Genomic DNA, 12,737 nt, shown 5'->3' with positions numbered 1-12,737 from the left:
CCGACGCCCGCGCCACGCGACTCTTCGCGGCCCTGCGCGGCGACTGACCCGCCGCCGCCGGAGGGGGGTTGATGCTGCGTCAAGGGGGTTGACGCTGGGTATAGCGGGCATCAGCCCCCTTGACGCCGCGTCAACCCCGTTCCCCGGGTCCCTGGTCCGTCGCGGCGATCAGAGGCGTCGCATCCAGGTGCCCGCCGGCGTCGAACCACCAGCATGACGAAGCGATGGTGGGCCCTCACGCTGGTGCCGGGGCTCGTGGTGGCCCGCGCGCTCCGGGTCCGGCTCACCGTCGGGCCGCGCCGGCGCTACTGGGCGACCCGCGCGTCGCAGGGGGACCATCTGCTGGTCGCGCTCGGCGACTCCCTCACCCAGGGCATCGGCTCGTCGAGCCCCACCACGTCGTGGCTGGCGCTGTATGCCGCGCACCTCGAGTCAGTCACGGGGCGGAGCGTCCGGGTGGAGAACCGGGCCGTCTACGCAGCCAAGATCGCCGATCTCATCGCCACCCAGTTCCCACTGCCTCCGGACGCCACGACGGTCGTCCTCTGCATCGGCGCCAACGACGCCGGACGCACGAGCCCGGACGATTTCCGCCGCCGGCTACGGATCGTCTGCGCACAGCTGCCACCCGGCTCCGTGGTCGGCGACGTGCCCGAGTTCCAGTGGGGTGGAAGGGTGGAGGCCGCCGCCGAGCTCGCGCAGGTCGTCCGCGACGTCGTCGCCGAACACCCCGAACTCCGCCTCGCCCGCGTCGAGTCGCACACCGCCGGCACGAAGATCTTCACCGAGCTCGCCGGCGACTTCTTCCACCCGGGCGACGTGGCATACGGGCGCATCGCCGAGGCGTTCGTGGAGGCGGCGGTCGCGCCCCGAGTGTCAGCGCCGGTCGATAGCCAGCAGTCCGTCCCCGTCCGCTGACCCGTGCCTGTCGACCTGGCGACGCATCCCGTCGTCGAAGCACTGCCGATCCCGGTGTCTGACGGGGAGACCCAGCTTCAGCAGCCTCCGCTGGATACGGAACGACCTCAAGCGATTCGAGCAGCCGGATGCCGAGTCGCTACCGCGCGGTCGCCGGCAGCCATCGCACCCTCGAGGAACTCCTCAGCACTCGTGGTCATTTGACCGACGACGACCATGGCCATCGCCATCGCCATCGCCATCGCCGTCGCCGTCCCCATTGCCACCTGGCGACGCAGCGTGCTGACGTGGTCGGCCTCCCCGTTCCGGATCCGTTGCTCAGTGACCTGAGGTTGGGAGGCGGCGACGACTACGTCACGAGACGCGCAGGTCCGCTTGGCCAGGAGCAGGCCAGGATCAGGCCAGGAGCGGGCTCGGAGCAGACCCGCGCAGTTCTCGTCGCCAGTCGTGGATCGCGTCAGCGACCCGCATGGCCAGCACACCCTCGCAGCGCGCGAACCGCTGGACCCGACAACGGGTCGCTTCACTGCAGAACGGTTCTCCAGCAGAGCGTCCCGTTATCGGGTCACCGGATCAAGGGACGGTGAAATGTGCCCGGTTCAGAAGTACCACGGGAACGGCGACCAGTCGGGCTCGCGCTTCTCGAGGAACTGGTCGCGCCCTTCGACGGCCTCGTCGGTCATGTAGGCCAGCCGGGTCGCCTCGCCAGCGAAGACCTGCTGCCCGGTGAGCCCGTCGTCGAGGAGGTTGAAGGCGAACTTGAGCATCCTCTGCGCCTGGGGCGACTTGCCCATGATCTCGCGGGCCACGTGGAGCGCCTCGGCCTCGAGCCCGGCGTGGTCGACGACGATGTTGACCGCGCCCATCCGGTGCATGTCGTCGGCGGTGTAGGTGCGCCCGAGGAAGAAGATCTCGCGAGCGAACTTCTGCCCCACCATCTTCGCGAGATATGCCGAGCCGTAGCCGCCGTCGAACGAGCCCACGTCGGCGTCGGTCTGCTTGAACCGCGCGTGCTCCCGCGAGGCGATCGTGAGGTCGCAGATCACGTGCAGGGAGTGCCCGCCGCCGGCCGTCCACCCCGGGACGACCGCGACGACGATCTTGGGCATCGTGCGGATCAGCCGCTGCACCTCGAGGATGTGCAGCCGCCCGCCCTGGGCCCGGGCCCGCGCCACGTCGACCGTGTCGGCGGTCTCGCCCTCGGCATACTGGTAGCCCGAGCGCCCCCGGATGCGCTGGTCGCCGCCCGAGCAGAACGCCCACTTGCCGGCCGAGCCGGTGCCCGCGGGCCCCGGGCCGTTGCCGGTGAGGAGGACGACGCCGACGTCGGGCGACATCCGCGCGTGGTCGAGCGCGCGATAGAGCTCGTCGACCGTCCCCGGACGGAAGGCGTTGAGCACCTCGGGCCGGTCGAAGGCGATCCGCACGGCGCCCAGGCCCCGCGCCCGGTGGTAGGTGATGTCGGAGAAGTCGAAGCCCTCGACGATGTCCCAGGCGGACGGGTCGAAGGTCTCGCTGACGGTGGGGTCGGGCACGGCGTCGGGCACGGTGTCGGTCACGGATAGGAGGATACGGACATGTCCCTCCGCTGGTACTCCACCGTCATCGACAGCCACGACGCCGCCGCCCTCGTCCGCTGGTGGGCCGAGACCCTCGGCTGGCAGATCGCCTACGAGGACGACGACGAGACTTCCCTCGTCCCCGGCTGGCTCGACCCCGACACCGCCGCCGGTATGCCGTGGGACCGCACCGGCCCCGGCCTCACCTTCGTCCCGGTCCCTGAGACCAAGGCGACGAAGAACCGGCTGCACATCGACCTCGCCCCCCACACGTCCGACGACCGCGACGGGCTCGTCGCGGGCCTGGTCGCCCGTGGCGCAGCGCTGGCCGACGTGGGCCAGTCCGAGGACGTCACCTGGGCCGTGCTCACCGACCCCGAGGGCAACGAGTTCTGCGTGCTGTCGTCCCGCGACAGGTAGACCGAGCGTGAGGGGTATTCCTACAGAACGGGGTTGACCTCAAGCCCGCTTGAGGGAGGACGGTGGGGTCATGACCCCGACAACGACCCACGCAGCCTCCCTCGACACCCCCTACCGCACCGTCCTCGTGACCGGCGCCACCGGCAAGGTCGGGCGACACGTCGTCGCGGGCCTGCTCGCATCGTCGGCCCAGGTCTCCGTCCGCGCTCTGGTCCGCGACCCCGCCGCAGCCGACCTCCCAGCCGACCTGGAGCTCGTGGCGGGTGACCTCACCCGCCCCGACACCCTGGCTGACGCAGCGGCCGGCGTCGACGCGGTCTTCCTCCTCTGGCCGGGCTTCGACCCCGAGGGCGCCGTCGCCCCGGTGACCGCTCTCGCCGGCCACGGCACCCACGTCGTGTACCTCTCCGCCGCACGCCTCCAGGGTGACGACGTCGGGGTGATGACAGGCGTCTGGTCCGTGCTGGAGCGGCTCGTCGAGGACACGACCGCCGCGGGCGGCAGCCACACGATGATCCGCGGTGGCGGGTTCGCGGGCAACACGCTGGAGTGGGCGGCCGAGGTGCGCGACGGAGACACCGTCCGCCTGGTCGCGCCGCAGGGCGGCCGCTCACTCGTCCACGAGCGTGACCTCGCGGAGGTCGCCGTCGCAGCACTGCTCGACCCCGCCACCCACGCTGGCCGTGCCTATGCCGTGACCGGCCCGCAGACCCTGACACAGGTCGAGCAGGTGGCCGCGATCGCGGATGCTCTGGGTCGCCCGCTCCGGGTGGAGGTCGTCACCCACGACGATGCCGTGCGCGAGCGCGCCGGCCTCTGGGGGACGGCCGCAGCCGAGCAGGCGGTCGCCCACTGGGAGAGCCTCGTCGGCCGCCCCGAAAGGGTCACCCACACCGTCGAGGACGTCCTGGGTCGCCCGGCCCTGCCCTTCTCGGAGTGGGCCCGCGACCACGTCGCGGACTTCCGCGAGCCTGCCGCCATCCGCGGGGTCGGGGCCATCCGCGCGTCGTAGGCTCGGACGTGTGCCGACGCCCGACTTCATCCTCGCCCTGCGCGAGCGCATCGGCACCCACCCGCTGTGGCTGCCGGGTGTCGCCGCCGTCGTCGTGCGGGGCGACGAGGTGCTGCTCGTCCAGCGCGCGGACAGCGGGTCCTGGACCCCGGTGACCGGCATCCTCGACCCCGGGGAGGAACCGGCGGTGGGAGCGGTGCGCGAGGTCCTCGAGGAGACGCGGGTCGTCGCGACGGCCGAGCGGCTCGTCTGGGCGCACGCGACGCCAGAGGTCACCTTTGGCAACGGTGACCGGGCCGCCTTCCTCAGCCTCTGCTTTCGCTGCGCCTGGGTCAGCGGCGAACCGGTCGTCGGCGACGACGAGTCACGCGCGACAGGGTGGTTCTGTCTCGACGCGCTCCCGGAGATGTCGCCCGACAACCTCCGACGGGTCGAGCTCGCCGTCGCCGACGGCCCCCACGCGGTGTTCGCGACGTGAACGACCTCCCGCCCCTGGGCGCGCTGCTCGAGAGCCTGCACGTCGTGAGCATCCCGATGCGCGTGCCCTTCCGGGGGATCGAGTGTCGCGAGATGGCGCTCGTCGAGGGCCCCGCGGGCTGGGGTGAGTTCTCTCCCTTCCTCGACTACGCGCCGCCCGAGGCGTCCCGGTGGCTCGCCTCTGCCGTCGAGTCGGCCTGGGTCGGGTGGCCCGCGCCCCTGCGTGACCGGATCCCCGTCAACGCCACGGTGCCGGCCGTCGGGGCGGACGACGTGCCGGGGGTGCTCGCCCGCTACGACGGGTGCACCACGGCCAAGATCAAGGTCGCGGAAGCGGGACAGTCGCTCGAGGACGACGTGGCCCGGGTGTCGGCGGTCCGGGCGTGCCTGGGGCCGGACGCGCGGATCCGCGTCGACGCCAACGGCGGCTGGAGCGTGACCGAGGCGCTGACCGCCCTCGGTGAGCTGGCGGCCTACGGGCTGGAGTATGCCGAGCAGCCCTGCGCCACGGTCGAAGAGCTCATCGAGCTGCGAAAAAGTCTGTCACGCAACGGGATCGACATACCCATCGCCGCCGACGAGTCGATCCGCAAGGCCGAGGACCCGCTGCGCGTCGCCCGACTCGGGGCCGCCGACATCATCGTCGTCAAGGTCGCGCCGCTCGGCGGGGTCGGACCCGCGCTGGACATCGCGGCGTGGTGCGCCCTCCCGACGGTGGTCTCGTCCGCCATCGACACGTCGGTGGGGATCGCCGCCGGGGTCGCCCTCGCCGCCGCCCTCCCGGCGCTCGACCATGCCTGCGGCCTCGGCACCGTCGAGCTGCTCGCCGACGACGTCGCGACCCACCCTCTGGTGCCGGTCGACGGAGCGATCGCGGTGGGTGCTCCCGCCGTCGATCCGGCTGCCCTGGCCCGGCTCGCCGCCCCGCCGGATCGTGAGCAGTGGTGGCGCGAGCGGGTGGTCGCCTGCTACGACCTCCTGGCCGAGCGCTGACCCGCACCGCGCCCTCCCACCGCAGATCGACCCACGCAGCCGGGTGGGCGACAATCGACCCGTGCTGAAGGTGTGCCTCAACGGATCGCGACCGCGATGGGAGCGCGTCCCGGTCACCGTCACCGAGATCGCGAGCGAGGCCAGGGCCTCGGTGGCCGCCGGCGCAGACGCCATCCACGTCCACCCCCGGGCCGCCGGTGGGGCCGAGACGCTCGACGTCGACCTCGTCCTCGCGACCCTCGCGGCCATCCGCGAGGCGACGCCCGGCACACCGGTCGGGGTGAGCACCCACGACGGCATCGTCCCTCCCTCGGGTGACCCGGCCGACCGTCTGGCCGCGATCCGGCGCTGGGTCGGTCCCGACGAGGGTGGGCCCGACTTCGCCAGCGTCAACTGGCACGAGGAGGGCGCGGCCGACGTCGCCGGCACCCTGCTCGCGCGGGGCATCGGCGTCGAGGCCGGCATCTTCACCCCGACCTCGGCCTCCCGCTTCATCGGCACCCACTGGCCCGACCAGGTGCTGCGGGTGCTCGTCGAGGCGATCCCGCAGGTCACGCCCGGCGCGGACGGGGTGTGGGCTGCCGAGCGCGTGCTCACCGCCCTCGGCCGCCAGCATGCGCCGGTGCTCGTCCACGGTGAGGACCGGTGGGCCTGGCCGGTGCTGCGGTGGGCGCAGCTCCACGGCCACGACACCCGCATCGGTCTCGAGGACACGCTGGTCGACGAGGGCGGCCTCCGGGTCTTCCACAACGCCGGGCTCGTGGCCGCAGCAGCACGGCGTCGACCGCTCACGCCGGCGCAGGGTCTTGCCTGAGCGGGCCCGGGTGAGGTTGGGTGAGCACCATGTCAGTGACGACGCTTCCGGACCTCAGCACGCCGTATGCCGTGCCGCCAGAGGCAGTCTCGGCCTACGCCCGTGACGGGCACGTACTGCTGCGGGAGGTCGCCAGCCCGGCTGAGGCCACGGCATACGGGGCGGTGATGCGGGATGCGGTGCTGCACCGGAGCGGTGACACGCGGCCGCTGGCGGAGCGGGACACCTACGGTCGGGCCTTCCTGCAGGTGACGAACCTCTGGCGCTACGACCAGGACGTGGCGCGGTTCGTCCTCGCCAGCCGTTTCGCCGGGGTCGCCGCGCAGCTGCTCGGCGTCGACGCGGTGCGGCTCTACCACGACCAGGCGCTCTTCAAGGAGCCCGGCGGTGGGATCACGCCGTGGCACCAGGACGCGATGTACTGGCCGCTCGAGGGACAGCGGTGCCTCACCATGTGGATGCCGCTCGTCGAGATCGACTCCGACATGGGCACACTGGCTTTTGCCAGTGGTACCAACGACATCGGGCCGCTCAGCGACGAGAGCATCTCGGATGCCTCGGAGGCCCACTTCGACACGCTGCTGGCCGGCGGACACCATCCCCTGCCGCCGCCGGCCCGGCAGATGGCCCCGGGGGACGCCACCTTCCACGGCGGGTGGACCGTGCACCGCGCCTCGCCCAACACCGGGGAACGGATGCGCGAGGTGATGACGGTGATCTGGTTCGCCGACGGGATCACCGTCCGCGAGCCGAGCAACCCCGCCCAGGCCAGCGACCTCGCGTCGTGGCTGCCGGGTGCCCGACCCGGGCAGCGCGCGGCCTCGCAGCTCAACCCACGGTTCGAGCTGGCCTGACCCGGCCGTGCAGGCAGGTGTCGTGGAAGACGAGCGGGCCGCCCGGGGTGTCGCGGAGAGGGAGGAACTGTGGCCGACGTCCCTCGATGGTGAGCCCGGCCTTCTCGGCCACCCGGCACGAGCCGGCGTTGGCCACGGCGTGGTCGAGCTGGATCCGGCGCAGGTCACCACCTCGAGGTGACAGCAACCAGCCACCCAGCAGCCGGAGCGCAGCCGTGGCGACCCCGCGCCCCCGGGCGTGGGCGCCGAAGAGGTAGCCGATGTCCACGAGGCTGAACGGGGGCATCGGCGCGCTCGTCCGCCAGTCGGTGGCCCCGAGCAGGTGGTCCGGTCGCTCGGCCTCCACGATCGCGTAGCCCTGGGAGAGGTGCTCGGGCGGCATCGAGGCAGCCTGCTCGAGGCGTCCCCTGAGGGCGGCGTCGGACTGGTCGCTCACCTGAGGGCTCCACCGCGCCACCTCGTGGTCGAAGAGCGCGACGAACTGGTCGGAGTCGTGGGGCTGCCACCGACGCAGCAGCACCGACCCGTCGGTCAGCCCGGCCGCGGGCCAGATCGCATCCATACCCGCCAGTATTCCGTTCGTCACACGTCGAACCTGATCGAGGTCCCAGGTCGCCACGAGGCGCCCTGGCCTGCTTTGATGGTCGGCGTGGCAGCGCAACGGAACAGACTCGTCAGCGCGTCCGATCACGAGGTCGCCACGAGTCGTGTCATTTCACAGTACGCGCAGATTCCCGAGGACGCACCGGTGCGCCTGGCGAAGCGCACGTCCAACCTCTTCCGTCCTCGCACGGCCGCGGTCGGGCCGGGCCTCGACGTCTCCGCCTTCACCCGCGCGATCGACGTCGACCCGGTCACGCTCACGGCGCGGGTGCAGGGGATGACCACCTACGAGCACCTCGTCGAGGCGACCCTGGCCCAAGGCTGTGTGCCGCTCGTCGTGCCTCAGCTCCGCACGATCACCCTCGGGGGAGCAGTGACGGGCCTCGGCATCGAGGCGGCTTCCTTCCGCAACGGGCTGCCCCACGAGTCGGTGCTCGAGATCGAGATCCTCACCGGCGACGGCGAGGTCGTCGTGGCCCGTCCGGAGGGCGAGCACGCCGACCTCTTCCACGCCTTCCCCAACTCCTACGGCTCCCTCGGCTATGCCCTCAGCCTGACCATCGAGCTCGAGCGGGTGCACCCCTACGTCGCGCTCCGGCACGTCCGCTTCCACGACCTCACGTCGGCGACGGACGCGATCGGCTCGATCATGGCGAGCAGGGCGTGGGCCGACGAGCCGGTCGACTTCCTCGACGGCGTCGTCTTCGGCCGCGACGAGGTCTACCTCACCCTCGGGCGATGGGCCGACACGCTGGCCGACGCGCCCGACGGACGGGCCAGCGACTACACCGGGCAGCGGGTGTTCTACCGCTCGCTGCGCGAGCGTGAGCGTGACCTGCTGACCATTCGCGACTACCTGTGGCGCTGGGACACCGACTGGTTCTGGTGCTCGCGCGCCTTCGGCGCCCAGCAGCCGATCGTGCGGCGGCTCTGGCCCAAGAGCAAGCTGCGCAGCGACGTCTACTGGAAGATCGTCGCCTTCGAGAACCGGCACCGGGTCGTGGCCCGGATCGACGAGCGACGCGGCAACCCCCCTCGCGAGCGGGTCGTCCAGGACGTCGAGATCCCCCTCGACCGCACCGCCGCCTTCCTCGACTGGTTCCTGCGCGAGGTGCCGATCGAGCCGCTGTGGCTCTGTCCCGTCCAGCTGCGCGCCGACGGCGCGCGCGGGGGGACCGCCCCGGGACAGGGATCCTCCCCCTGGCCGCTCTACCCGATGGACGTCGGGCAGCCCTACGTGAACGTCGGCTTCTGGTCGACGGTGCCGATCCGGCCCGGTCACGTCGACGGCGACACGAACCGGGTGATCGAGGACGAGGTGACCGCCCTCGGGGGTCACAAGTCGCTCTACTCGGACGCCTACTACGACGAGGAGACGTTCGAACAGCTCTACGGCGGGAGTGACTACTCCCTCGCCAAGAAGAAGTACGACCCGCGAGGACGGCTGCCCTCGCTCTACGACAAGGCGGTGCACAAACGATGACGATGACGGTGGCACGGGCGTTCTCGACGATCTTCGGGAGCGAGGTCCCGGTGCGGTTCACGGCCTACGACGGGTCGGCGACCGGCCCCGAGGACGCCCCCTTCAAGGTGTCCCTCACGAACGAGCGAGGACTCAACTACCTCCTCACGGCCCCTGGGTCGTTGGGCATCGTGCGGGCCTACCTCATGGAGGACCTCGTCGTCGAGCCGATGGACCAGGCCGACCCCTACGACGTGCTCGTCTTCTTCGAGGATCAGCTGACGCCGCTCAAGCCGCGGCTCGCGCAGATCCCGGAGCTGGCTCGCTTCCTCAAGGACCACCGACCGACGCTGCCGGAGCTGCCGCCGCAGGAGACGCCCGGGTCGCTGCACCGGATCGCCCACGGGCTGCAGCACGGTCGTCAGCGCGACGCCCAGGCGATCCACCACCACTACGACGTCTCCAACCGGTTCTACGAGATGCTCCTCGGTGAGTCGATGACCTACACCTGTGCGTGCTATCCCACCGAGAAGGCGACGCTGGAGGAGGCGCAGGCCGAGAAGTACGACCTCGTCTGCCGCAAGCTCGGGCTCGAGCCGGGGATGCGGCTGCTCGACGTCGGCTGCGGGTGGGGCGGCATGGTGCGGCACGCCGTGAGGCACTACGGCGTCACTGCCCTCGGCGCGACCCTGTCGGCCGAGCAGGCCGCGTGGGCCCAGGCCAGGATCGAGCAGGAAGGTCTCGCCGACCGCGCCCGGGTCATCTTCAGCGACTACCGCGACGTCGCGGAGACCGGCTTCGACGCGGTCTCGTCGATCGGGCTCACCGAGCACATCGGGCCGGCCAACTACGGGGCCTACTTCCGGTTCCTGGGCGACAAGCTGCGTGACGGTGGGCGGTTGCTCAACCACTCCATCACCCGCCCCGACAACCAGCACCCCGGCATACCGGCGCGGGGGTTCATCAACCGCTACGTCTTCCCCGACGGCGGCATCACCGGCTCGGGCGACATCGTGCGGGTCATGGAGGACACCGGCTTCGAGGTGCGCCACCAGGAGAACCTGCGCGAGCACTACGCGATGACCTGCCGCGACTGGTGCCGCAACCTCGCCAAGCACTGGGACGAGTGCGTCGAGGAGGTCGGCATCGGCACGGCGCGGGTCTGGGGCCTCTACCTCGCCGGGTCGGCGCTGTCCTTCGAGCGCAACCGGATCCAGCTCCACCAGGTGCTCGCGAGCAAGACGGCCGAGAGCGGGGCGTCCGGCTTCGGCCTGCGTCCGACCTGGGTCAGCTGAGTCCTGCTCGGCTGCACCCCGGCTCGTCTCAGCGGGTGGTGGCTGCGGTCGTATGCCGCGTGTCGCGCGAGCGCTCGACCGTGAGGAACAGCCGGTGCGCGGTGATGACCGCGGCCAACCACCCGAGGCCCAGCAGCCACCCGGCGATGACGTCGGTCAGCCAGTGGTGGCCGAGGTAGACCCGGCTGAGGCTGACCGCGACGGCGAAGACGATGCCGGCGACGAGCACGGCGGTGCGCGAACGCTTGAGCTGCAGCCGGCGCAGCACGAGGTAGACCACGATGCCGGTGATGACGACGGCGTTGAGCGTGTGGCCGCTCGGGAAGGACGGGGAGGTCTCGTAGGGCGGCACGGCCAGCGACAGCGGCGGTCGTGACCGGCCGACGAGGTCCTTCCCGGCGGTGGTCATGGCGAGGGACCCGACGGCCGCGATGACGATGAGGATGACCGGCGTCCGGGAGCGCCAGGCGATCGTCATGATGACCGTCGCGAGCAGCGCCAGGATGGGCATCCCCACCGGGCCGGCGAGGTCGGTGAAATGGGTGACCGCCGTGTCGAGGCCGGGGCTGCGCCACGAGACGGCGAGGGTGAGGACGCGCTCGTCGACGGCGGCGAGCCGGCCGGCATCGGCAACCGACTCGTAGACCTCGCCCGTGGCCCACGTCGCGGCGACCGCGATGACGAGTCCCACCGCGGCCGTCAGGGCGAGGACGCCGTGCGAGGTGGTCCACGTCGTCAGCCGCATCACGAGGCGCACCAGCCCGCGACCGAACCCCGTGCTCCACGAGGCGAGGTCGCGCGTGCCGATGCGCTCGTCGGTGGGCCTGTCCTCGTCCAACATCGCCCTATCCTTGCAAAGGGGGCGTGGTGGCGGCGACGGCGGCCTGTGTGGGCGCTGGCGTCAGCCGTCGGTGACGCCGAGGCATCTCAGCTGCTCGGCGGCTCGACTGAGGACGACGCGGACGACGTCGGGCCGCTGGTGGCACCAGGCGAGCTGGGCCGCGGCGATGCTCGCGTCGGTGACCGGCCGGCCGTCGACGACCCAGTCGGGTCGCACGTCGACGGTGGGGTCGACGGCGTCGCGCACCTCGGGCTCGAGCGGTGCGTGCACGCTGCCCAACATCTCGTAGCCGGGGTCGACGGCCGTCTCGGGCCAGCCGAGGGTGCGCTGCACGCGGCGGGCCATACCGACGAGGACGGGGTTGCCGGGGTGGTTGATGGTGTTGGCTGCTCGCGTCCTGGCGGCCCGCAGCAGGTCGTGGACCGGGACGGCGCCGGCGGCCTCCTCCCGTCGTTGCAGGGCGCGAATCGACCAGGTCGTCACCGCGTCGAGATGAGCGGCGTCGAGGGGCGGCGGGGAGGGCAGACCGGCGGCCCGCAGGACGGTGCGCAGGTCGTGGTAGGGGACCGCGGGCGGTCGGTGGTCGGAGGAGTTGGTGACCACCTGGTAGGGGTGCAGTCCGACGAAGCGGATGATCGGGAAGACGACGGTCCGGGCTCGGGCGGCCGTGCGCCGCACGTCGTCCGTGCCCAGCGGCAGGTCGTGGTATCCGTTGGCGACGGGCTGTGTGAGCAGGACCGCGCAGCGCGCGAGCAGCCCCTGCAGACAGGGGATCTCGTCGACGGCGATCTCGTGCAGAGGGGGGATCCGGATGCTCGCACACGGTGACTCGGGCGCGCGCTGCAGCAGCAGTCGCAGCGACTCCGCCTGGCAGTTGCCGTGGACGAGCAGCAGCGGTCGGTCGTCGTCCGGGAGGGGCTTGAGCCCGTAGAACTCCCCGTAGTGGTGGGCCCGGGGCAGGTCCGCACGGGCCGCGGCAGGGAGGGTTGACAGGTCGGTGCCGGTGCTGTTCCTCGACGGCGTCATCCCGTTCCTCCCCTGCCGGTCGTTGCCCGGCTCGTCGCTGAGACCGTACCCAATCGGGTCTGCCCCGGCACCGCACACGTCGTCGCGCGGCTGGACAGGGTTGCAGGCTCGTAGTCTGAGGGCGGAGGTGGTGGCATGAAGGCCGAGGTCGGTGCGCGGCTCCCGCTTCACGACCCCGAGGTCGACGCCGCCGATGGCTCGGAGAAGGAGCCGAGGACCCGGACGGGCCGGCCCCCACGCGCTGTGAGCTCCGACAGGGACCGTGGCGGCGTGCTGGACCGCGTGGTGGGGTGGCGGCACCACCGCCTGAGCGGACTGTCCTCACCGGGGATGGTGCTCGCCGCGGGGTTTTACCTGCTGGCGAACACGCCGTCGCTCCTGCCTCGCACGTGGTTGATGCAGGGACTCATCGCTGCCGTCTGCGCCGTGCTGGGCTACGTCGCCGGGGTGGTGTGGGGTTGGG

Annotated in this window: 14 protein-coding genes; 10 read left to right on the top strand and 4 right to left on the bottom strand. The window is 71.8% G+C overall.

What is annotated here, in order from left to right:
• Nucleotides 1-213 precede the first annotated feature (213 nt).
• A complete protein-coding gene (locus Q0R63_RS24005) occupies nt 214-918 on the top strand; it encodes an SGNH/GDSL hydrolase family protein (protein ID WP_295702833.1) in 705 nt (234 codons plus the stop codon).
• 599 nt (nt 919-1,517) lie between these two features.
• On the opposite strand, the gene Q0R63_RS24000 is transcribed toward Q0R63_RS24005, so the two are convergent.
• On the bottom strand, nt 1,518-2,477 hold the full coding sequence (locus tag Q0R63_RS24000; protein ID WP_295702831.1) for a 1,4-dihydroxy-2-naphthoyl-CoA synthase: 960 nt from the start codon (nt 2,475-2,477) through the stop codon (nt 1,518-1,520).
• 18 nt (nt 2,478-2,495) lie between these two features.
• Between Q0R63_RS24000 and Q0R63_RS23995 the strand changes: the two genes are divergently transcribed.
• The 6 genes from Q0R63_RS23995 (at nt 2,496) to Q0R63_RS23970 (ending at nt 7,047) form a co-directional block, all read left to right on the top strand.
• Nucleotides 2,496-2,897 carry a VOC family protein gene (locus Q0R63_RS23995; RefSeq protein ID WP_295702828.1) on the top strand — a complete coding sequence of 134 codons (402 nt, stop codon included), beginning with the start codon at nt 2,496-2,498 and terminating at the stop codon, nt 2,895-2,897.
• Between the two features lie 70 nt (nt 2,898-2,967).
• Nucleotides 2,968-3,909 carry an NAD(P)H-binding protein gene (locus tag Q0R63_RS23990; RefSeq protein ID WP_295702826.1) on the top strand — a complete coding sequence of 314 codons (942 nt, stop codon included), beginning with the start codon at nt 2,968-2,970 and terminating at the stop codon, nt 3,907-3,909.
• Nucleotides 3,910-3,919: 10 nt separating this feature from the next.
• On the top strand, nt 3,920-4,387 hold the full coding sequence (locus tag Q0R63_RS23985; protein ID WP_295702823.1) for an NUDIX domain-containing protein: 468 nt from the start codon (nt 3,920-3,922) through the stop codon (nt 4,385-4,387).
• Nucleotides 4,384-5,379 (top strand): o-succinylbenzoate synthase, encoded by a 996-nt coding sequence (locus Q0R63_RS23980; RefSeq protein WP_295702821.1) that lies wholly within the window; start codon nt 4,384-4,386, stop codon nt 5,377-5,379. The genes Q0R63_RS23985 and Q0R63_RS23980 overlap by 4 nt, the downstream gene beginning before the upstream one ends.
• Nucleotides 5,380-5,440: 61 nt before the next feature.
• Complete coding sequence (locus tag Q0R63_RS23975) at nt 5,441-6,193, top strand: 3-keto-5-aminohexanoate cleavage protein (protein ID WP_295702819.1); 753 nt, start codon at nt 5,441-5,443, stop codon at nt 6,191-6,193.
• A 29-nt stretch (nt 6,194-6,222) separates the two neighbouring features.
• On the top strand, nt 6,223-7,047 hold the full coding sequence (locus tag Q0R63_RS23970) for a phytanoyl-CoA dioxygenase family protein (RefSeq protein WP_295702835.1): 825 nt from the start codon (nt 6,223-6,225) through the stop codon (nt 7,045-7,047).
• On the opposite strand, the gene Q0R63_RS23965 is transcribed toward Q0R63_RS23970, so the two are convergent.
• Entirely contained in the window at nt 7,022-7,609 is a 588-nt protein-coding gene (locus tag Q0R63_RS23965; protein WP_295702817.1) for a GNAT family N-acetyltransferase, read from the bottom strand. The genes Q0R63_RS23970 and Q0R63_RS23965 overlap by 26 nt on opposite strands.
• A gap of 186 nt (nt 7,610-7,795) precedes the next feature.
• On the opposite strand from Q0R63_RS23965, the gene Q0R63_RS23960 reads away from it, so the two are divergent.
• Complete coding sequence (locus Q0R63_RS23960; protein WP_295702815.1) at nt 7,796-9,133, top strand: FAD-binding oxidoreductase; 1,338 nt, start codon at nt 7,796-7,798, stop codon at nt 9,131-9,133.
• The gene (locus tag Q0R63_RS23955; RefSeq protein WP_295702813.1) at nt 9,130-10,407 is read left to right on the top strand and encodes a cyclopropane-fatty-acyl-phospholipid synthase family protein; all 1,278 of its coding nucleotides are present in this window, start codon (nt 9,130-9,132) and stop codon (nt 10,405-10,407) included. The genes Q0R63_RS23960 and Q0R63_RS23955 overlap by 4 nt, the downstream gene beginning before the upstream one ends.
• Before the next feature lie 28 nt (nt 10,408-10,435).
• Here the strand turns inward: Q0R63_RS23955 and Q0R63_RS23950 are convergent, their stop codons facing one another.
• Nucleotides 10,436-11,248 (bottom strand): phosphatase PAP2 family protein, encoded by an 813-nt coding sequence (locus Q0R63_RS23950; protein ID WP_295702811.1) that lies wholly within the window; start codon nt 11,246-11,248, stop codon nt 10,436-10,438.
• A 60-nt stretch (nt 11,249-11,308) separates the two neighbouring features.
• On the bottom strand, nt 11,309-12,274 hold the full coding sequence (locus Q0R63_RS23945; protein ID WP_295702809.1) for a WcbI family polysaccharide biosynthesis putative acetyltransferase: 966 nt from the start codon (nt 12,272-12,274) through the stop codon (nt 11,309-11,311).
• A gap of 135 nt (nt 12,275-12,409) precedes the next feature.
• On the opposite strand from Q0R63_RS23945, the gene Q0R63_RS23940 reads away from it, so the two are divergent.
• On the top strand, nt 12,410-12,737 hold a 328-nt coding region (locus tag Q0R63_RS23940), incomplete at its 3' end, for an alpha/beta-hydrolase N-terminal domain-containing protein (RefSeq protein WP_295702808.1).

It is taken from the genome of Lapillicoccus sp. (assembly GCF_025353065.1).
In the GTDB taxonomy this organism is placed as follows: Bacteria; Actinomycetota; Actinomycetes; order Actinomycetales; family Dermatophilaceae; genus Lapillicoccus.
Note: the sequence above shows the minus strand (reverse complement) of the source record. Positions and strands in the feature narration are given on the sequence as shown.